This window comes from Rosistilla carotiformis (assembly GCF_007753095.1).
Classification (GTDB): domain Bacteria; phylum Planctomycetota; class Planctomycetia; order Pirellulales; family Pirellulaceae; genus Rosistilla; species Rosistilla carotiformis.
This window is the reverse complement of the sequence record NZ_CP036348.1, coordinates 6,866,573-6,888,218: the sequence shown is the minus strand read 5'-3', so window position 1 is coordinate 6,888,218 and position 21,646 is coordinate 6,866,573. Positions and strand designations below refer to the sequence as shown.

At 57.9% G+C, this 21,646-nt stretch carries 13 protein-coding genes and 1 pseudogene; 4 read left to right on the top strand and 10 right to left on the bottom strand.

Annotation, left to right across the window (positions count from 1 at the left end; translation table 11 throughout):
* Positions 1-93 precede the first annotated feature (93 nt).
* The 8 genes and pseudogenes from Poly24_RS24790 to Poly24_RS27905 all read right to left on the bottom strand — a co-directional run.
* A complete protein-coding gene (locus tag Poly24_RS24790; protein ID WP_145101938.1) occupies positions 94-1,245 on the bottom strand; it encodes a glycosyltransferase in 1,152 nt (383 codons plus the stop codon).
* Between the two features lie 76 nt (positions 1,246-1,321).
* Positions 1,322-2,578 (bottom strand): glycosyltransferase, encoded by a 1,257-nt coding sequence (locus Poly24_RS24785; RefSeq protein ID WP_145101936.1) that lies wholly within the window; start codon positions 2,576-2,578, stop codon positions 1,322-1,324.
* Positions 2,575-3,654 (bottom strand): glycosyltransferase family 2 protein, encoded by a 1,080-nt coding sequence (locus tag Poly24_RS24780; protein WP_145101933.1) that lies wholly within the window; start codon positions 3,652-3,654, stop codon positions 2,575-2,577. Before Poly24_RS24780 ends, Poly24_RS24785 begins: the two co-directional genes overlap by 4 nt.
* A gap of 111 nt (positions 3,655-3,765) precedes the next feature.
* Positions 3,766-5,325 carry a hypothetical protein gene (locus Poly24_RS24775; protein ID WP_231753335.1) on the bottom strand — a complete coding sequence of 520 codons (1,560 nt, stop codon included), beginning with the start codon at positions 5,323-5,325 and terminating at the stop codon, positions 3,766-3,768.
* Positions 5,322-7,487 (bottom strand): double zinc ribbon domain-containing protein, encoded by a 2,166-nt coding sequence (locus Poly24_RS24770; protein WP_197452155.1) that lies wholly within the window; start codon positions 7,485-7,487, stop codon positions 5,322-5,324. The genes Poly24_RS24775 and Poly24_RS24770 overlap by 4 nt, the downstream gene beginning before the upstream one ends.
* A 108-nt stretch (positions 7,488-7,595) precedes the next feature.
* Entirely contained in the window at positions 7,596-8,882 is a 1,287-nt protein-coding gene (locus Poly24_RS24765) for a DUF1573 domain-containing protein (protein WP_145101927.1), read from the bottom strand.
* 185 nt (positions 8,883-9,067) lie between these two features.
* Positions 9,068-10,057: a prepilin-type cleavage/methylation domain-containing protein gene (locus Poly24_RS24760; protein WP_391556935.1), complete on the bottom strand. Its 990-nt coding sequence runs from the start codon at positions 10,055-10,057 to the stop codon at positions 9,068-9,070.
* A gap of 45 nt (positions 10,058-10,102) precedes the next feature.
* Positions 10,103-10,384 (bottom strand): annotated as a pseudogene (locus Poly24_RS27905) (type II secretion system protein); the annotation flags it as partial.
* Positions 10,385-11,394: 1,010 nt separating this feature from the next.
* On the opposite strand from Poly24_RS27905, the gene Poly24_RS24755 reads away from it, so the two are divergent.
* Both Poly24_RS24755 and Poly24_RS24750 read left to right on the top strand, forming a co-directional pair.
* Positions 11,395-11,982 (top strand): hypothetical protein, encoded by a 588-nt coding sequence (locus Poly24_RS24755; RefSeq protein WP_145101923.1) that lies wholly within the window; start codon positions 11,395-11,397, stop codon positions 11,980-11,982.
* Positions 11,979-13,895 carry a hypothetical protein gene (locus Poly24_RS24750; RefSeq protein ID WP_145101921.1) on the top strand — a complete coding sequence of 639 codons (1,917 nt, stop codon included), beginning with the start codon at positions 11,979-11,981 and terminating at the stop codon, positions 13,893-13,895. The genes Poly24_RS24755 and Poly24_RS24750 overlap by 4 nt, the downstream gene beginning before the upstream one ends.
* A gap of 34 nt (positions 13,896-13,929) precedes the next feature.
* Here the strand turns inward: Poly24_RS24750 and Poly24_RS24745 are convergent, their stop codons facing one another.
* Positions 13,930-15,321 carry a DUF1501 domain-containing protein gene (locus Poly24_RS24745; RefSeq protein ID WP_145101919.1) on the bottom strand — a complete coding sequence of 464 codons (1,392 nt, stop codon included), beginning with the start codon at positions 15,319-15,321 and terminating at the stop codon, positions 13,930-13,932.
* A 5-nt stretch (positions 15,322-15,326) separates the two neighbouring features.
* Entirely contained in the window at positions 15,327-17,696 is a 2,370-nt protein-coding gene (locus tag Poly24_RS24740) for a PSD1 and planctomycete cytochrome C domain-containing protein (RefSeq protein ID WP_197452154.1), read from the bottom strand.
* A gap of 792 nt (positions 17,697-18,488) precedes the next feature.
* Here Poly24_RS24740 and Poly24_RS24735 point away from each other — a divergent pair.
* Complete coding sequence (locus Poly24_RS24735; RefSeq protein ID WP_231753334.1) at positions 18,489-19,412, top strand: YybH family protein; 924 nt, start codon at positions 18,489-18,491, stop codon at positions 19,410-19,412.
* A gap of 20 nt (positions 19,413-19,432) precedes the next feature.
* Positions 19,433-21,448, top strand: a complete 2,016-nt coding sequence (locus Poly24_RS24730; protein WP_145101915.1) for a mu-protocadherin- cell-suface protein — start codon at positions 19,433-19,435, stop codon at positions 21,446-21,448.
* The last annotated feature ends 198 nt before the right edge of the window (positions 21,449-21,646 follow it).

Below are 21,646 nucleotides of genomic sequence, written 5' to 3'. Positions count from 1 at the left end.
GCATTGAAACAAATGTTAATTCGCGAGCCCGCAACACATACGTACTACTGCCAGGCGTTGGCGAGGTTGTAGAGCTTGTCACGAAGCAAGACACTATGGCGATTGGGCCTGTAAAACCGCAGGATCCTCTACAGGTGTTGATAAAGTCGCTGTCACTGTCTGGCAAATCAAGTCTTCCCATTGGCGTACCCGTTGATTCGCATCGAACCGCTGTCGCACTTGCTCATAGGCTGATGTGCATGTAAGCAAGTCCTTCGCTTGAAGTGCGTCAAGTACTGCATCAGCGAAAGTCCCCGCTTCTCCAACGGGTGAAAGGAGTCCCGTTTTTCCTTCGACAATGATTTCTTCTGGACCATAGGGGCATCTCGTTGCAACTGCGGGAATGCCAAGCACCTGAGCTTCGATCAAGGCATTGGGTGAACCTTCGTGGTCGCTGGTCATCAAGAACAGATCAGCTTGGGCCATTAGTGAATGTGGGTTTCTGCAGAACCCCAGCATCCGAACACTGTTTGTCAGATTCAGTTTTCGAATTCGCTGGCTAAGTTGCCCATGCAGGGGGCCATCACCGCAAATCCAAAGTTCAGCCAAAACCTGCTGACGAACTTGTGCAAACGCGTTCAACATCAGGTCATATCGTTTTTGTTGACACAGCCGGCCAACTGCAATCAGCAGCGGTCCGTTACAGCGACGCGGATGTGGTTGGGGGCGAGTTGACTGTTGAGCCAGCTCTTGAAGGTCTGTCGGGTTGGCGATTGTGGTAATACGGCCAGAAAGGCGACAGTACCGATCTCGCAGTTCGTCTGTCAATCCAACGGAGTTTGCCACGATTTTGTCAGCACGCGGATAGACGAATGTGGCTCCCCATGATTTAAGCAAGGAGTCGTGCAACCTTGGGCTGTTCCCGACGCGAGCGATCCAACGCGGCCGGTCAAGGGTTTGCCGTATCGCCATTCCAGTGACGATGTTCGTCGCCGTGATATTGCTGAGGACCACGTCGGGCTTTCGTTTGTTCAAGAGCTTTCGGAGGCGAAAAACGGTTCGCGCCGTATCCCAATCTCGTTGATGGCCCAACTGGTGCACGCCAACGTCATCCGGCAGCGGATATCCGAGCTTGTCGCGTAATACAACTAATTCTGGCTGCACCTTTTTGCGGTCGATATTGGCCAGCAATGTGCTTGCAAAACGCTCCGCGCCACCAGAATCGAGCGTTGTGCTGACGATCAGCAGCGAGATTGGCCGATTCATCGTCGAAACACCTCGGGCCGAAGTTGTGAGACGAAAGGATTTGCCAGCGCGGTGTCGAGGATCCCATCGCACCCCATTAGATAGCCTCCGGCATTGGGCGTATGTCGGCCTGTTGAATTCGCTGCATGTAGTTGCCCGCGACTTGTTGCCAGTCGTAGTTCTGGGCGGTTGCTTCCGCCGCGATGCGCATTTTGGGGCGATCACAGGCGAGGGCGAGTTGTAGCTTTTCGGCTAGGTCGGCTGGGTCTTTTTCGTTGCACAACCAGCCGTTTTCGGTGTGGCGGATCACGTCGGGGATGCCGTTGACGCGACTGCCGACAACGGGGACTCCTGCGGCTAGCGACTCGACAACCACCGTCGGCATTCCTTCGGTCTCGCCTCGACTGTCGATGATCGATGGGACTGCAGCAACGCGGCAACCGTGCAGCAGATCGACAATTTGATCGTGCGATTGCCGCCCTAGGAAGGTTACCAATTCGGTGAGCTCGAGCTCTTCGGTCAGCTGACGCAGGGCTGCCTCGTCGGGACCGAAACCGGCGATCACGAGCGCGATTCCTGGATGCGTCTCCTGTAGTCGTTTCAGGGCTCGGATCAGGTAGATCGTCCCCTTCTTTTCGACTAATCGCCCCACGAACAGGATGTATTGTGCGGGGAGTTTCTTGTCGATCGTGTCTTCCGCTCCAGCGTTCGTGTTGGTGGCAAACCGGGCACCGTCAACGCCCATCGGCTGCAAGACCGTCCCGCAGTCGTTGCCGATCAAATCGTGCAGGGCATCGCGAACGTGGCTGCCGTCGGCGAAAACTGCATCGCAACGTTTGACGACATATCGGGCGATCGCTCGGCCGATGCGTAAACGTTGCAGCATGTAGACATCCCCCGCGTGGACATGCAATACAAACTTGACTTGTCGCATGCGTTTCAGCGCCCAGGCTGTCGTCAAACCTTGCGGGACTAACCAGTGGGCGTTGACGACGTCGATCCGATGGCGACGCACCTCGCGGCGCACCACTATCGCCTGGCGAATCAAGAAGCAGGGAACTTGCAATTTGGCTAGCAACGAACCTCGCAAATTGTCGCGCATGCCGCGTTGGTTGGTGATCGCCAATCGCTGGCGCGAGCGAGGCCAGAAGTAGCGGAATCGATGGACGTGCACATCGCCGATCTGTTCGTCCGTCGCAGCACCTGGCGCATCGGGCGCCAGAACTCGCACGTCTCCGTGAGCGGACAACGCCTGCGCAAGATCGAGGACAAATCGTGGGATTCCGTCGTTGGGGTGGATCGGGAAGGTGCTGGTTGTGATCAGCAGCCGCATCGGCGTTGCGTTTGGCTTCATATTGTTGTCGCCTGGAACGCGGGTTCGATGAGGTTTTCTCGAAGGGGCGGTGCCCGATCAAGCTCCGAACCGCTGCGCGCATAAGCTTGTTGCCGCTGCATGTACAACAATTGCTCTTGGATTTTGCGGCTGCGGCCGATTTGATCGGCGATCAGCGCGAGTACGGCAAACGCGACTCCCATCACCGCAAAGACGCCACCGACGGTGATCAGCGATGTCCAGGGCCTTGTTTGTTGGAATGTGAACCACCACCATCCGACAAACGCCAGCATGGCGACGCCAAGTCCTGAAAAGGTGACGGCGATGCTGCCGAAGAAGAGCAGCGGACGCCAGTCGCGGAGGGCGCGGAGGATGATCGATGAGGTGCGGAAGGCGTAGTGCCACAGGTTCGATGCCACGCGGCTCTTGCCATGCTCGCGTTCGCCACGAACGACCAACGGCACTTCGGTCATCGAGACTCGCTTTGCTGCCAGGTCGATGAAGGTTTCTTGGGTGTAGGTGAAGCTGCCAAACAGATTCATTCGCAAGGCGGTGTCGCGCGAGTAGGCGCGGAATCCACAAGAGACATCGGTAAAGCGATTGCCGCCGATGATCGCGTTGACAAGCCGACACATCATCCGGTTACCCCAAAGTTTAATTCGCGGCATCTCGGGCAACTTTTCAACGTCTGCAAATCGAGTGCAGGTAACAAACCCGTAGCGCCGCGTCAGGATCGGGGCGATCAGATCGGGAATGTCTTCGGGGCGAAATTGGCCATCGCCATCCATGTTCACGATCACGTCGGCACCGCTGCGGAGCGCGTATTCGAGGCCAGCGGCAAAGGCAGCGCCGACGCCAAGATTACGTGGATGTTGTACGACCGTTGCACCATGTTGAGTTGCGATCTCGGCGGTTGCATCGCGTGAACCATCGTCGATCACAATCACTCGAATCGAATCGATTCCATCGATTTCGCGAGGGATCCGGTCGATCACATCGCCGATCGTCCGCGCTTCGTTAAGCGCTGGAATGATTACGGCCAATCGCTGGCCGCTGACGGGTTCCACGTCGATCAAGTTGTCGTAGCGATCGTTCATCCCCCTTTTCTACTAGAGGGTCGTGAAGGATCGGTGAAGGAGGCTTAAAGATCCAGCTTTTGAGGCGGATACTCGACCTCACCAGTAGTGGCACTTTCGTGCCTGCGGTCACTATTTTTCTGTATAGAAGTCGACGGTTGGCGCATTGCTTCCCGCCACGCGCATGATCGATTCGACAAGACTACCATCGAGCGATTCGGAGTAACCTTTCAATCTTCCTGTGACCCGTAAGCGATCGAGAGTCTCGCCCAGTTGCGGCAGCGCCTGACGATACCAGTGCAAGGCGCGGCCACGACCAAAATACTCCAACAGGGGATCTTTGGCGTGTTCGCTCGCCGCCCACCATGCATCGCCTGCATGGACCATCGCGGTAGGCGTTTCGTTTGCGGTGGCGGTGCTGTCGGTGATTGCTGCTTTCGAGAGCTTTTCGTCCGAGGCGAGTCGCAGCAATCGAATCCCTTCGTCCCAGTTGCCGCGGACAAAGCAGAAGTACATTCCCACCACGGCAGCGGCTTCCGGGTCGGCTGGATTGGCTTGGAGAACCTCCATCGACAGCACTGAACTTTTGTACTTGTTGTGGGCAATCTTCAGGTACTTTTCTAATTGTTCCGATGCTTGCGGGGTCAGGGAGTGATCTCCCAGTCGGACCATGCGTCCGATCAGGTTGGAACAGAGCGACGCAACTTTATAGTCGTCCTTTTCGATTGCGGCCGTCAGGACGCTGGTCGCCATCGTTCCAAATCCATTCACATCGACATAGCGATGGGGCGTGTAGGCAGTACCGGCAAAACGTCGAATCATGTCAAGTTGCATTTGTTCTGGATCGACAGCAAACACCTGTCGGATCTTCACATCGGCTTCTTGAGCCAGCGGTAGGTTTCCCGAGGAGCAGCCGATGGTTCGCGCAGCTTGCAAGGTCGCGTAGAGTGCAGCCGGATCGTTACTCAGCGAGTCGGCTTGTACTATCAGTAGTCGCCCCAGAGCAACGTGATCGGCAGCCGTTTTGGCAGCAGCCATTTGTTCGCTGAACAGCTCGCGCAGCTTATCGCTGGCATCTTTCACATCGGCGGTTGGCGGAATGGGCGTGTCACCCGTTCGGGCTGGCGATTCCGGCGCGAAGGAAGGTGTGGTCGACGATACAACTCCATCGTTCCCAAAGTCCATCGCCGGAAAGTCGTCGGCGGAACCGGGGGCTGCATTTGCGGGCATGAGTCCGGGAATCGGCGGTATCGCGACCCCCGCCGGCGTGCCTGCGGACAGCGAAACGGTTTCGGACGCAGCGACCATCGTCACGCTGGGTGCGTCCTGCGATGGAGTTGGTGCAGCAGCGGGCTGGGGAGTGGCAGCGGCGGCAACGGGTGGAGCGGGTTTCGCAATTTGTGGCTTCACCGGATCGGGTTTTTTAATAGCCGGTTTCGGCGGCGCTGTCGGCGGTGTCGCTTTGGCGACCTTGACTTCCGCCTTTGCGAGTTCGGCATCTGCAGTCTCTTTTTCCGCTGCTTCCTTCTTTTGTTGTTCCGCTTCGGCCGCTTCCTTTTCACGGTCGGCGCGACGCGCTTCGGCAAGCGCCTTGGCGCGGACCATCATGTCGTCTTGCATGCTGCCGCCACAGCCCATCACCAGGAGGAGCATCGCGGTCAAAAAAATGTTAACTATAGATTTAATATTCATTGTTCATCCGAAAAGATGCGTTCCATGAAGCCGTGGATCTGGCAGCCACCGCCAGTACACCACAGTCCCTTGAGGACAAATTCGCCGAGATTCGACCGGCAGGCAGCAAACATCTGCTTCAATCGCATGTTGTAGCGGCCGAATGGCTCGTCCAGTGATTCAAATAGCGGGGCAAGTTGAGGCTGGTCGACGATCGCTGCCTTCAGTTGATCGGCCTTGTCCATCGTCGCCTTTTGTTGACGCGCCAGCGCACCGCTCCATAGATCGCCTCCCATATCAAACGTGCGATAGCTGAAGGCGTTTTCGGTGCAGACCATTAAAATGCTCGTCTCCACACCCACGTCCAGGATCGCGATCGCGGGGGGCGTGATCGTGAACTCTTCCGTCTTTAGAACGTCGGCAAATTCAAAGGTTGCCAGGTTGGCTAGCGCCACCGGTTCAACTTGCATCCCCGCTGGTTCGATCTCCACTTCACCGAAGAGTCGCATCTGTTGATCGACGACAAAGTCGCGGACCCCAATGATCGCGGCGTAACGCGGCGCGGCACCTTCGGTCGATGGATCGGCCAGCCAGTGTCGCCAGACAAGCTGTGATGGCGGGACGGGAAACTGATGCTCCACCTCCGCTTCGATCAGCCCGTTGAGCTTCTTGTCGTCCGACGGCGGCATTTCGAGAAAACGCCCGAGTGCTTGTCGCCCAGGCGACAGGATCCAAACCGGTTCCTCTTTGAGTGGGAACTTTTCGGCTAGCAAGTCGAGCTTCTCGCGGATCGCTACCGAAGCTGTCATCTCTTTGCCGGGACGCGATAGCGGTGCAGCAAATTCGAGGTATTCCGCTTCGGTTATTTTAGGCTTCGCCGCACCGTCTCCCAGTTCCATCCGGACCAGCCGAATCGATGAGGGGCCGATATCCAAGCCCCACGCTGCTGCCGTTTGCTGTTTCTTCCGCTGCAGCAGCTTCTTGATCCCCGACGCTTGTGGCTTTCCGGCAAATCGCATGTCGTAGCGGGCCTTGCCGATCCCCTGCAATGCAGCACCGATTGCGGTGGCGAATCGCAGCGGGCGTTCCTGGATTGCCGCCGCGGCATCGCAATCGATCGATTGAAGCTTTGCCAATTGATTCACTTCGCAGCGGTAGAACTCGGGATTATCCAAATTCCATCTTGCATGCGCTGCCCGCTCGTCACGTTCTCCCGATTCGACTCGCTGCACCAATTGCTCGTGCATCTTGATCGCGTTGGGGTCGCCCGGCGTCAGCTTGGTCAGCTTCTTGCTGATCTTGGCAAGCGCGGGAGTCGCGTAGGGGTAGCGGATCAAGTGATTGCGAACCCAAAACAGCTCGTCCAACATCGTCCGCATCTTGCGGTAGTTTTCATTTTTGGCGACGTCGGGGACACAAGCGAGTCGTTTGTCGGCGGCGGGGTACTGGCCCGATTCGCACAATTTTAGAGCCGCCTTCATCAGTTCGTTGCCCACCTGGCCGGCCAGTTTAACGAACTTGGGTTGATCGGGATTCAGGTGCAACATCCGGTCCAACAAACTGCCAGCATCTTGATAGTCGCGGCGAGCCACCGCATCGCGGATCTCTTGCGTGAGATCCCCCTTCTCGTTCAGCGACGCTTTGGCCCGTTCGGCAAGCGCCCAGACATCATCCGACAGCAGCGCGCGGGGGACCGATGAAAGGAGTTGGATCACATCGTCCAGGCGCCCTTTCTCCGAAGCGACCTTGGCCGCAGGAACGACCTGGGCAACTTTGGCAGCATATTTGTCGCGACGCTGCTTTAATCGCTCGACAAGTTCCTTGGCTTTGTCGGCCAAGTCTTGAAATCGAAAGTCGGGGGGAACCGAAGCGGCTTGAGCAAAGTAGATCGCATCCTCGTAGTTATGCTCTTTGCCCAGTTCCATCGCCCGCCGCAGCGACTCCTTCAGTTCCCCTCGCGCTTTTTCAAAAGCTTCCTTCGCGTTAAATCCACAGTCGCCACAAAAGGTGATCCCTAGTCGGATTGAGGTGCCACACTTTCGGCATTTCTCAAACAAAGAAGTCCCGCAACTAACACAGAACTTTGAAGTTTCAGGGTTTCCTGCACCACATTTTGCGCAAGCATCGGCCTTGCTACTGACCGAAGTGTTTGAGTTGGTTTGGACGAGCGAGTCTCCAGTCATATCGATTGAGCGTCGTAGGAGGCTGCCCGGCATCGTCGGGCTAGCCAATGACACCGTGCTTGGGATTTGTAATATTGGACATCCGCAACTGTGAGGTCGGGCACCCGCTTACTCAACAATGGCGCCGGAAAGTGGTAGCACCATTTTGCCACTCGGTAGCAAATCGCATTCGATTTCAATGCGACCGACCGATTCTGAGGTGTTGAAGATTGTCATTGGTGCATCTTCGGGGATCACAACGGTTAACGAGTACCACCCCTCTCGATCTTTTGGAGTGATGGTCGCTTGGATGAATTCTGGCTCAACCTTCGCGACTCGTAACACTTTGGGAAGTGTGGTTCCACGGGTCCGAGCCACAAGTCGATTTTCATAACGCTTGCCAGTCGGCAGGATCCCCAGGCTCAGGCCAGCGCTGCCATTGAGATCTTTGCCATAGAGTGCCAAGCGGCGAGGAACACGTCCACGCACCGATAGCTCTCTCAAGATTGTCGCGCCGGTTGGGTCATCGATTTCTTCCTCTTCTTCAATCTCTGGACTCGGCGATTCTTCCGAGGAGTCAGAGGTTGCCAAGTCGTTGCTTGCCGCTGCTGCTATCGCCTCTTCGGGCCGATTAATCCACATTCGAAAAACGCCGTTGAACAGGGAATCCACGTTGCGAAGTGGCATTGTCAACGCGATCCGGTATCCGCAGCGGGCGTCGTATTGAGTGAGCGCATCGGACGGCAGTGGTTCGATCTTCCATGTAAGGTCATCTAACGTAGTTTCGATGCGATCGATATCAAACTCGTAGAACAATTGGGAGTAGACATCGAATTCGGTTTGCCCGTCACCATCGGGTTGTAGGTTCGCAAAGTTAGCCTCAGCGACAGAAACGCCGATTTCAAACCGAACCTTGCCGCGAACCACCAGCTTGATTTCTGGCAACAGCGGATCGTTGGTGCGGAGGATCGCTTGTTGTTCGTAATAATCGCGTTTTCGTCCTGTGTTCCAGAACAATGCAACGGTCGAGCTTGTGCCGGGCTCAATCGTCTGCGTTCCCCCTTTGATCAGCGTGCACTTGCACGTTGTGCCTCCCCCTGTGAGGACCAGCAATTTGTCGCCGTCGTTGCGGATTACAAATTCATGGGTGCCTTCTTGCAGAGGGTCCATCATGCCGAAATCGTAGATGGTTTGTTCGATCACAGCGCGCGGCGCGGTTGAATTATCGCGGGTCTGCAGCGCTTCGTTACGCGCCTTGATGTCTGCGACTTTCTGTTCGTATTCGGCGCGTTGAATGTCGGGAACACCCCAGGGCTTGTAGGTGACTGTAACCGCCAGCGCCAAAACGCTGGTGGCAATGGTACCGAACACAACCAAGGCAATAACGATGCGCCGCAAAAATGCATCTCGGATCATGTGACTTCAATCGAAGGGGGTAGGAGGGGGTGGACTGTATGCGTGTTGCGAGAGGCTGCTTCCGCTGGTGCGGAGTTAACACGATCAGGTGAGGTCGAGCTGAACTCAACCTCACCTGGCGTTTATTGGAAGTTATGCAAAGGGATGGTTTTGCATCACATCATATGAATGATGTTCCAGATTTACTAATCTTCGAAGGTGCCCTTCAGGATGGTGTCGTCGATGAAGACACCGCTGAAGAAACGGTCCTTTGGCATTTCGATTTCCGAACCACGGTATCCAACTTGTAGATACTCAGCGTCGGACAGTCCGGTTGGGACTTGGAAACCTGGGTTCAAGTACTTGTCGTTGTTGTTGTCGAAGAATACCTTCACCGAAGCGTCAGCCATTAGGACGTTGCACGAATCGGCGTGGACGGCAAACCAGTCACGAGTGTCTTGCATGAAGGTACCCGAGGTGGTGGTTGCGGCTGCACAGGCAGTGTTTGAACCTGGAGTTTCCAGTTCGCAAGAACGTTGGGTATCCATCAACACGTTGAAGTTTGCAACCGTCGTCGGTGCTTGAGTGCCAAGGAGTGTCGAATTCTTGATCAAGCGAACAGCGTTGCTTGCGCTCTGGAAGAATGCAGGACCATCGTTGAACGATTCGGTCAACAGTTCGCCGGCATTGATGAAAACTCGGTCGCTTTGGTTATCGCCGGCACCGTACGTTACAGCGGTCAAGCCAGGGCCGTAACCGATGGTGATGTCGAGGATGGCTTCGTCAACGTCGCCAGGACCCGCATCGCCCAAGATGCCGATGTTCGAGGTTGGGACCGAGCTGCGGTCTAGAACGTTCTGACGCAAAGGTCCGGTCGATCCAGCAAGTCCCTTCGATGCCTGAGCTTCAAGGGTAACCAGCTCGACGCTTCCCTTGGTTTGCTTTGCCATCTTCAGGCCGCTGCGCACCAAGTGCCAGCCAGCAGCGTAGTTCGAGTTGTAACCTCGCTCGAAGAATGCACGAGCGAGAATTTCAGCGCGATCAACGCTGTTTGCAGCCGAGCCACCGAAGGTAGCTGCACCAGGAGCGGCACCTGCAAAGTTGTCTTCGCCACAAAGCCCGTCGATGAGACGAGAGGCTGGAGCACCTTCAGCTGCTTCAGCGCTTCCTCCGGTACCTGACAGCGAATCGTTCATCTTTTCCGAACCCTTCAGAGGGTTCGATGGGCACAACATGTCGTTGACGTTGCCCGAGCCGCTGTTAACAACGTCGGCGACCCATCCCCAAGTGTCCATGCATCCGTCACGGAAGTAATCCGAAGCACCGCTGCACAAGCGGCTTTGAGGATCGCGGACCGAAAATTCGTTCATCGCGATGCCGAATTGACGCAAGTTGTTCTTGCACTGGGCGTTGCGGGCTGCTTCGCGAGCCTTGTTCAAAGCTGGCAACAACAGGCCGGCCAAGATCGCGATGATTGTAATGACGACCAACAATTCGATGATCGTGAAAGCCTTACGGCTCATTCGAGATTGCATCTCTTCAATTCTCCAAATTTGTGTTAAACTGTGTTAACGCTTTTCTTTTAATTTTCGTTTTCTAGTCGGTTTCGGCGCGGGGCGGCGACTTGTTTCATTGAGCAGAAGCTGTCGTCGTCTCGTGCCTCTTTGCCAGTTGCCCTAACGTCAGGCCGCTAGCGGTGAATTCTCTTTTGCCGGATGCTCCTCCTCGGGAACGGCGCTTTCGCGATTGATCCCCGGTTGCCTGGGTGTTGAAGTGGGTCAGTCGATGGTTATTCGCCGGGGCGTTTGGCTGCCGACGATGAAGTTGTCTTGAAAAGTGAACTCGCGTCTTGCCCGGTTCGTATCGTGGTGTAGCCAACTCTCTGTCGCTGTGTCTGCCGGACTATTGAAGTTTGCCCGTGTGAAGCGAGTGACGTTTGTTCGAACTGTTTTTGGTTAAGAAAGTCGCTTTTGTGTTGCTGTCGCTACCGGCATCGCGGTGACTGCGAAGAAGGTTACAAAGGGGGTAGCCGCCGGGCAAGGTTTGCACATCGACTTCTCTTGGATCCTTCACGTAACCTTCACGCACGGGCCAGCAATTTGAGCTAAGCCCCAAACGGTGATGTTGGTGCGTGCAGCTTGTTGTGACGCACAGTCGCAGAATTTTACCGGTAGTCAAGTTTGCATATTGCGGCAACCGAAGGACCCGTGGCGGCGCGGCTTCAATAAACCCATTCAAGAGCTGCACAGCTGTCAGGATGGATCTCAAACGGCGACGTTGCATCCGACAAGTCACGTTTCAATCTGCAGCGGACGAGATGCCAGGGATTCATGCCGGCTGTTCGAAATAGGGTGTCCGGTCGAAGTCTGTTGCCAGGATCGATCGGTGACCGAAATTAGGCTTCATCGAAAATTAACTGCCGCCTGGGTACGGTCGACGCGCAAGATCCGATACAACGCGCTGTTTCGGTTGATCGACGGCGTGACGTTGTCGACGCGTTTGATCCTTCGGCTACCCAAGTGGATCCGAGCCTATGTCTCCACGGTTTCTTGAGTTCAAGCTACACGCGACCTTGTCGTTGCTGCCCGTGCTCTTTACTAGCTTGCTTGTCGGTTGTGGTGGTGAGACGGATCTGTTGGCCGAGGCCAAAGAGAAAGCTGCCGCTGCGGTGACCGATATCGCCGACGCAGCCAAAGAGGTGGCGCATCAAACCGCAACGGATATCACCGGTGCAAAACCAACGGCCACGGTGACGATCGGCCAAGTTTACGAAGAGCTGGAATGCCGTGTGCTATTCCATCCGCTAAGCGATGGCCGGGGTGGAATCTTGCAAGTGATGAACTACCAGGACGAAGAGGGTGCTGAGGGGAAGGTGGCCTATCTGATCCATGCACCGGTCTCGGAAACGTCTTTCGATGAACTGGCGGGACGGCAGATCTCCGGCCGCTTCTTTTTCCAATCGGGCGATCAAGTCTGGTACTCTCCCGATGATCACCCGGTGCAGTTGACAGTCCAAAAAGGTGTCTTGCAACAGACGATCTCGCTCGAAGGCACGCTCACCCTTGCAAACGAGAACACGACGCTGGCTGCCAGTGGAACATTTACAGGGCCTTTAGAATGACGAAGCCTCTTTTCTACACAAACCACTTCTCGCGAGTTCTCGCCATGGCAGGACGCATGTTTGCGCGTCGCGTGCCGATCGGCGTGGTTTCGATGCTTGTCTGCTGTTCTGTTGCGTCGGCAGACCCGACCGAAAAAGATGTTGTTGCATCGCTGGATGTTCATCAAGCGTGCCAACACAGCGGCCATCTAGCAGCGGCCTGTGCGGGAATCGACAAACTGTTGACGCCACGCGGGCCGATGTATCAGCAGACACTTGCAACGCCCGAAAAGTTGCCGATCAATGAACTGGGCGTTGTCTACGCGAAAGCGATGCAGTTGCAGCGGTATGCAGCGTTGTTGGTCATCCATGCCGAACCCGCAGGTGTCGATTACCAGATGCGCGCACAGAGCCACCTGAAGACCGTGCGTGCAGCATTCGAAGCCGCTCGCACCACCGAGCGCGGAAAGCGTCAAAGCGATCTGGCCCGACAGCGTTTAGATCAACAACTCCCCGCGATCCAAAAGCTTGGAAAAGAGCTGGAGGCGTTGGTGGCGAAGTCTCAGTGGTCGGCGGCGGAAGCGAAATATTTGAAAGGCATCGATTCGCTCAACCCGCTACTCGGTTGGATGCCAGCCAATGCGACGCGCAAATATCTGGCGCCGTTAGCGATCGCATCGAAGATCGACGCGGCGCTGCGACCGGTGCGAATCGAAGCTGCCAAGCAGCAACTGACCGCAGCAATTCAAGCTATCGCGCCCGATGTGGGATCTTTGGCGACGGACATGGAAACCGCAGTCCGTGAAGTCGGTGCCTCCGGAACCTGTACGATTGACGGCAAGCCAATGTCCGGACCCGAGGCGATCCTGGTGCTCGTCAATCGCTGGCACGCGATGAGCGTCGCATGTGCGCGCTGCCGAGCCATCGAATGGGCGGCGATGACAGTTGGCTTGCGCTTTCCGGTTCCCGCTGGCTATGGAGATGAGCGTGGCGAAACGGAGGATCCCGGAGGACGTTGGTTGGTCGCGATCGATGAGACGCGAGCCTATATGCACGCCTCATTGGCTCAGTTGATCGAAGCGGATGCACAGCGAGTTTCCGCCGACGAAGCGTTGGCGCTCTACCGCAATTATATCGATGCGATCGCTCAGGCCTCCCTGCAGCTGCCGCCGGACGATCGCTATCTCATCTTTAACACTGCGTTGGATTCGCTAGTTGCCAAAACGGGGGACGCCGCCGCGACGATTTCCGGCGAGCGAGCCGCTTCGCGCGAGCTGTTGCGATGGCGACGCCGCGTCGCCGATGCGGAAGCTGTTCGTCGGCAAAACGAATACGTCCCGCTGAGCCGCGCATTCCGCAAGCAAACCGCCGAAGAAGGAAGCTATCATGGCTTCGTCCCTCCGCTCGGCACCCCTCAGAATTCGCCACGACTGCGCGGCCCGCTAACTGAAACGATGCCGGAGTCGGTGTCGCGACTGATCGGGCAAAACGTCTCCACCGTTTCGGCCCGGCCATTGTCGGCCGAAGGCGTTCAGTTTGTCAGCCGCTACGACAACGAGACGTTTGCCACAGTGAGAGCAAGCGTCGATCTGGAACCCTTCGCTGAATCGCTGCGACAGGACCTGAGGCTCTCGCCCGATCAGGTCCCTTGGTCGTGGGACGCGATCGCCGCACTGAATTCAACCCACCGACGCGATGGCGGGTACGGGCAGCACTTCGTCGCCATGGGCGGACCGATCCGAGCGATTCGAATTCGGTCGATGATCACTGGGATCGCAGCCAACCCAGCGATCGGCAATCATCTGGATTGTGGAGAGGTACCGGTTCGAGGACCGATGGACGACTTCGAACTAGGACGCGTGATGCTCGATTGCGAGATCGATGCCCGTTGGGTTCAGCACGAATATTTTGTCGCGGACGTTCCGGAGGAATAAACTCGCCAGCCTTACATCGCGTGACGCCTGTCGCTTAGGCGATGATCTCTTGGACGATGCGGCCGTGGACGTCGGTTAGGCGGTAGTCGCGGCCGGCGTAGCGGTAGGTCAGGCGTTCGTGATCGAGCCCTAGCAGGTGCAGGACGGTGGCGTGCATGTCGTGGACGTGCATCTTGTCCTGGACCGCTTTGAATCCAAAGTCGTCGGTCTCGCCGTAGGTCATCCCACCGCGGACGCCGCCGCCGGCCATCCACATCGTGAAGCCGTGGTGATTGTGGTCGCGGCCGTTGCCGTTTTCGGACGTCGGCGTGCGGCCAAACTCGCCGCCCCAAATCACCAGCGTATCCTCCAACAAGCCGCGTTGCTTCAGATCGCCCAACAGCGCAGCTGTCGGTTGGTCGATATCGGTCGCCAACTTTTTAACACTCTCGTCGTGGTTGGAGTGCGTGTCCCAGGGCTGTCCGTTGCCGTAATACAGTTGCACAAAACGGACGCCTCGTTCGACCAAGCGCCGCGCCAATAGGCAGCCGTTGGCAAAGTGACCGGAGCCATAGTTTTCGCGGGTCGTTTTTGATTCCTGGTTCAGATCGAAGGCGTCGTTGGCTTGAGTCTGCATCCGATACGCAGTCTCCATCGATTGCATCCTCGCATCCAAAGCCGGGTCACTGCCACGCATCTCGCGATGGGCGGTGTTGAGCTTTTGCATCAGGTCCAGTTGCCGCCGCTGCGCCTGCCGATCCCATTGTTCGTTCCGCAAATAGGGAACCATCTTGCCGGGATCGAGGTCGGAATGGTTGATATAAGTGCCCTGATGAGCCGATGGCAGGAAGGCGCTGTTCCAAAGGATCGAGAACCTCACCGGACGGCCAGGGCACAAAACGACGTACCCGGGCAAGTTCTGGTTCTCCGTCCCCAGGCCGTACAGGAACCAAGCTCCCATGCTGGGGCGGGTTGGCAGAATCGTGCCGTTGTTCATCTGCAGCAGCGCCGGGCCGTGGTTCGGATTGTCGGCGTGCATCGATCGCAACACACAGATGTCGTCGACATGCTTGCTCAAGTGGGGCAGCAGATCGCTGACCGGAACGCCACTCTTTCCCGCCGGTTTGAATTTCGCCGGCGAAGGCAACAGGTTGCCCGTCTTGCGTTCGGTGACCAGATCGGCACCTGAGGGTCGCTGCCCGGCAAACTTAACCAACATCGGTTTTGGATCAAACAGATCGCATTGAAATGGACCGCCGTTCATGAACAGATGGATTACCCGTTTTGCTTTGGGCGGATTGTGCAGCACGCGTCCCGCAGCCGAAGCTGCGGTGGCGGGCTGAGCCAGCATCGACGCAGCGCCCAGCATGCCCATGCCGCCACCAAGCGTCTGCAACAGGTTGCGGCGATCGATCGGTGTGGCATCGGAGTTCGATTCAGGAAACATATGGATCAGTCCACAAAGAGGAATTCGTTGCAACCCAAAACCGCATGAGCGTACTGTCGCCATACGTCGCTTGTCGGATCGTCCGATTGATCGGCGAGAAATTCAGTCGCCAGTTCGATTTCATCCGCTGTCGCCGGCCGGCCGAACAGCAACCGATGCGTCAGGTCGATCTGCGCCGTCAGGTCGCCCGGCGCTTCGCGGACGATCCGCGCTGCCAGCGCGTCGGCTTGCCCCGCGACAAACGAACTGTTCAATAGATAGAGCCCTTGCAGCGCCGTTGTCGTGGCGATCCGCTGAGGGCTGTGCCCGTTCGGATCGGGGAAGTCGTGCAGCTGCAACCCCTTGGACATATCGCGGCGATGGATCGTCGAATACATGGTTCGGTAGTGGTTCTTGTTGTCGTCGAACGAAACCGATTCGCCGGGAGTTGTCACATCCAACTGGCCGCTGGCGGTCAGCATCGCATCTCGCCATGCCTCGATATCCAACCGACGGCGGTTCATGCGACCGAGCCAGCGATTGTCGGGATCGATCTGTTCCTGTTCGTCCGATCGACGGCTCGATTGGCGATACGTTGCCGACATCACGATCTCGCGATGCAGCCACTTCAGCGACCAACCGTTGGCGACGAACCGAGCCGCCAGATCGTCCAGCAATTCGGGGTGCGTCGGTCGCTCGCCCAGCTGGCCAAAATTGCTTGGGGTGGAGACGAGTCCGCTGCCGAAATGAGCCAGCCAGATTCGGTTGACGATCACGCGAGCGGTCAGCGGCGCGGCCTGCCGCGTGATCGAATCGGCCAGTTCCAAGCGGCCGCTTCCCTGCTGGAACGGCGTCGGTTCGTCCGACGACAGCACGCTCAAGAAGCGACGCGGCACGATCGGCCCCAAGCGATTTGGATTGCCGCGGATGAACAGATTCAGATCTTGCGAGCCCGGTTTGTAATCCAATCGCGTGCCATCGTGATTCGTCGGGCCCGCCGGAACGACATACAGCGACTCCTCGCTGACCGCCGTGGCCAGCGGGTCGCTGTAGCCAGGGGTCGCTGTGGCCAGATGGTTCCGTTCCGCGGTCAGTTTGTCGATTTCCTCTTTCGGCAACGGCTTCTTTTTCTTGAGCGCTTTGATTTCTGTTCCCAGCCGAGCGACCTCTTCTTTGGCAAGCCGAATCGGTTCGTATTCCTCTTCGGAAACGAGGGGTCGGGCTGTCAGTCGGCTGCTGGCAATGACCCCGGCCAAGGCGTAATAGTCCTCGGTCGTGATCGGGTCGAACTTGTGATCGTGGCAGCGGGCGCAGGCGACTGTCAGCCCCAAGAAGGTTCGCGAGATCGCATCGATTCGCTCCTCCCACTCATCGGCGACGATCACCTTAATGATCTCGCACGGCAATTGCAGCTCTTTCCAGTAGGTCGGGCTGAGTCCCAGGAAGCCCAGCGCGGCGATATCGTCGGGCCCGGTCTCGGGGATCATGTCGGTCGCCAATTGGCGCCGCACGAATTCGTCGTAGGGCATATCGTCGTTCATCGCCCGGACGACCCAGTCGCGATAAAGATGCGCTTTCCCCTCTTGGTTCAACCACGACGCGGTCGCATCGGTGTACCGCGCCAGGTCCAACCAAACGCGGCCCCATCGCTCGCCATAGGCGGGCGACTGCATCAGATCGGTGACAAGGCGATGGTAAGCTTCGGGATCGTTATCGCTAACAAATTGTTCTTGCTGGGCGAGTGTCGGGGGCAAGCCGGTCAGATCGAAGGCCAGGCGACGCAGCAGCGTCCGCCGATCGGCTTCGTCCGCCGGTTGCAGGCCGGCGGCTTCTTGAGCGGCCAGCACAAACCAGTCGATCCGCTGTTGCGGCCACTCGGCGTTGGCGACCTCCGGCAACGGCGATTCTTTCAGCGGTTGGAATGACCAGAACTCGCGGCCTTGCTGGATATCGATTCCCGCGGCGGGAGCGGGATCGTCGCTGGCGGCGGCTGGAAACGGAGCGCCGCGAGAGACCCAGTTTGTCAATTCGGCGATGTCACGATCGGACAACTTGCCTTTGGGAGGCATTTCGTAGTCGTTGTAGTGGATCGATGAGATCAACAGACTCTCGTCCGGCTTGCCCGGCACAACGCTCGGGCCGCTGTCGCCTCCCTGCAGCATTCCCGATCGGCTGTCGAGTCGCAGGCCTGCGTGCAGCGTCTTCGAATCGGCTGCGTGGCACTCGAAACAATGCTCGTGCAGCAACGGTCGGATCTTCCGCTCAAAGTACTCGACGTCGGCTGGAGACGGGGCACCGGTCGGCGGATTGGATTCGGCGGCGATCGCCATCCCGGCGTCGGTTGCAGAGATCAACAGCAGCGCAATTTTGAAAATTGAACGCGGTGATACGCACATCAGCGAAGCCCTCTGGGAAAGGTGAGGCATGGGGCGGGCGAGTGTTGCAAGCGTGAAGACGCTCGATGGGTGGGAGGGGGGAGGCTTATTGTAACACTAATACTCGGCTGTTGCTTTATGAAGAATCGATTTTTCCAGGGCTATTCAGTGTTTCAGTTTGAGGTATCAGCCGCATGGCTAGCGGCTTGTCGGTTTAATTAGCCGTTTGGGCGTTAGCCCCGGTTCCGACGCCACAAGGGGCGAAAGGGGACAGGCACATTCCTGGCACGCCTGTCGCGGGCCGAAGGTCCAGCAATTTGCATAGCCCAGCCGGCAGGGCTGGGTACAGCCGACGGCGCCCGGTTTCATTTCACAACGGGCGAAGGTGCAACGCCCCGGGGGGAGGTGGTGACAGTCCGCCGGGCCTATAGCCCAACCATGTCAATCATCGCCGCTATAACCCAGGCCGATGGCCTGGGCTATGCAAATGGTCGAGCCTGCGGCCCTGAATAGGATGAATGCGATGTGGAACGGTCTGCGACGAACGAAAGACTTCTAACTGGCCTGGCAAGCTTTCGGTCGCGACAATTCACCGTGACTTACGTACAACTGCCAAGCTGGCGCGTGCCATCTGATTCTCCTTGGTACATCCGCTTCACAGCGCTTTCGATTTTTCCTTACATCGGGTGCAGAGGACCGTATACTTAGTTGGCTCAATAGCTGAACCGTTCTTGCTGGCCAACTTGAACCCCAATTTGGACTCCGTCGCGTCGTGGCGCTGTCCGCTCATCCGACTTCTGAAGAGACCCTAAAATGAGATCGATGCATTGTTTCGCTTGGCTCCTATCCTCTGTATTGGCAATTCCAAGCGGCGTCGCGGTGGGAAGCGAAGAGGAGGTTCGCACCGCGATCCAGGACTATGTCGTTGCTTTTAATGCCAAGGATTTCGATGCAGTTTCCCAGGCTTGGTCCGAGAATGCGACGCATCTGGATCATAATCTGGCGCAACGCACCGATGGCCGCGATCAAATCGTGGGCGACATCAAGACGCTGTTCGAAGAAGGTGCACCGATCAAGATCTCCGGCACCGTTGAGCATGTGCGAATGATCACCGAGAGCGTTGCGAGTGTTGACGGCCAAGTCGCTGTCACCAACGGAGCCGACGCTCCCGTCTTCAACCATTTTTCCGCGATCCTGAAGAAGCAGGGGGAGCAATGGTTGATCGATTCGATGGAGGAGATGCCGGTTCCAACCCCCGCGTCGGCAGCCGATGCGATCTCGCAGCTGGAGTGGTTGGTCGGATCGTGGCAGGACGCTGACAGCGAATCACCCGTCCGCGCGACGGTTCGCCGATCGATCGGCGGATCGTTTCTGATCCGATCCTTCCAGGCGACTGCCGACGATGGCAGCATCGCGCAGAGCACTCAAATCATCGGCTGGGATCCGATCCAAAAGCAATTGCGATCGTGGACGTTCGACGCGGATGGATCGTTTGGCGAAGGGATGTGGAGCCGAAACGGCGACGATTGGCTGATCAAAGCGACTCAAACGCTGGCCGATGGCCGGACCGCGTCGGGAACTTACATCCTGACCCCAGAATCGAACGATGCGTTTGCTGTCCAATTGGTTGGTCGCGAGATCGAAGGCGAACTGCAGCCTTCTACCCCATCGGTCATGGTCACACGCGTCGAAACAAGTGGCGCGTCGGAAGCCACTGTCACAACCACGCAACAATAAAACAACGAAAGTTTGAATCCATGAAAAAGCGAATCATCCTTGTTTGCGCGTTGCTGGTGATGCCCGTCTCCGATGGGAACATCACACTGGCAGGCGGATTCCGTGGCGGCGGTGGTGGTCACGGTGGCGGCGGTGGACGAGCCGGCGGTGGCGGACGTGTTGGTGGCGGCGGCGGACGCCCTGCTAGCATGCCACATCTCGGCGGCGGCGGTGGCGGAGGTCGGCCCTCGATGCCGTCGCGCCCCTCCATGCCATCGACTCGGCCTTCGATGCCATCACGCCCCTCGATGCCCTCGACTCGACCTTCGACTCCATCACGTCCTTCGATGCCGTCGACGCGACCTTCCACGCCATCTCGGCCATCGACAAGCAACCGCCCCAGTTTCCCGTCGTCACGCCCGGGGGATTCGGGATTCGGCGGCGGCTTTAGCGGTGGGTTGAAGCCTTCGAAGCCGAATCTGCCAGGAAATCTCGGCGGTGGCGGCGATCGTCCTGGATCGAATCGCCCCTCCACACTCCCTGGCAATCTCGGTGGTAGCGGTGATCGTCCCGGATCAAATCGCCCCTCCAAATTGCCTGGCAATTTGGACGACCGCCCCAGCTTCCCAAGCCTTGGCGGCCACGGACGCCCCTCGACGCTGCCCGGTCAAATCGACCGGCCCGGTTCCGGAAATCGCCCCGGCGGCAACGACCGCCCCGGCGCTGGCAACCGTCCTGGTTCCGGTAACCGACCTGGCGACAACGATCGACCCGGCTTCGGCAACCGACCCGGCGGCAACGATCGACCTGGCTTCGGCAACCGACCCGGCCACGGCGATCACCCTTCTGCTGGCGATTTGGGAGACTTCTTAGGTCTCGACGGAGGCGTGCGGCCTGGAAATAAACCCGGGCAGAAACCTGGGAACAAGCCAGGACCTAAGCCTGGCGATTTGGGCGATCGCAATCCTAATCGACCCGGCAACCGTCCTGGTGGCCCCGATCGGCCGGGCGATCACCGCCCCGGTCGACCTGGAGACCATCATCCCGATCGACGGCCTGGGCATATTCCGCCTGGAACCGCTGGCCGCCCCGGCTGGAACGATCGCCCGATCAACATCGGCAACATCGGGATCGGTAACACGGTCATCAACAACCGTCCGTCGTGGGTGAATATCGACAGGAACAACATCGTCTCGATCGAGAAGCGTTGGGACCGGCAGATGGGCGGCCTGCATGGCTGGGCCGGCAGTCGGCCTGGCCGCGTCAATTATTGGCACGGCTGGGGCAACAACGTGCGAACGCGTTGGACGGGGTATCATCATCACAACAACTGGTTCCACGGCGACTGGTGGTACCGGCATCCCGGTGGCGTCTGTCGTTGGCACTACTACCATCGCTTCAACGATTATCCGTGGGGCTATTGGTGGCAGCGGCCGACCTGGAACGTCGCGTCGTCGTGGTTCAGTTGGACCGCACCGGCTACGGTTTGGTCCGAGCCGATCTATTATGATTACGGCAGCGGCGGCAACGTGACCTACGAAGACAACCGCGTCTACATCGATGGTGAAGACGTCGCGTCGGCGGATGAATTCGCGCAGAGCGCCGCCGTTTTGGCGACCGTTCAGCCTCCGGAGTCCGAAGAAGCGGCCGACGAAGCGGAATGGTTGCCGTTAGGAACCTTTGCGCTTTCGACGAGCAAAGAGGATGTCGAACCGACGCGGATCGTCCAATTGGCGGTCGACAAATCGGGGATCATCGCCGGTACGCTGTACAACAGCGAAACCGACGAATCGGCGGCGATTCAAGGTCGCGTCGATAAGAACACCCAACGCGTCGCAATGCGAATCGGGGAGAGCGACAAAGTGGTCGCCGAAACCGGACTCTACAACCTGACCCAAGACGAAGTCCCACTGTTGGTTCACTTCGAAGGGGAACGCGTGGAGAACTACATCCTGGTTCGCTTGGACGAACCCGAAGATGACCAGGATGGCGACGATGCCGATGCGGACGACGCGGGCTCCGACGACGACGATTCGCTCGACCGAGGCATCTTCTAAGCCGCAAGTCGGCGAGAGTTCTCGTCGAAGGATCTCGAGATTCCTTCACCCGATCGCTCCGGTCTGCCGGAGCGATCGGAGCGTGGATCGCGAATTTGATAGCAAGCGACTGTGGCGCCCGCTCGCTGCAGTCCAACCGGAACCGGCGGGATTCCCACCGCACCGTAGCCCTGCAAATGGCTGCGCGACCGGTTGTTG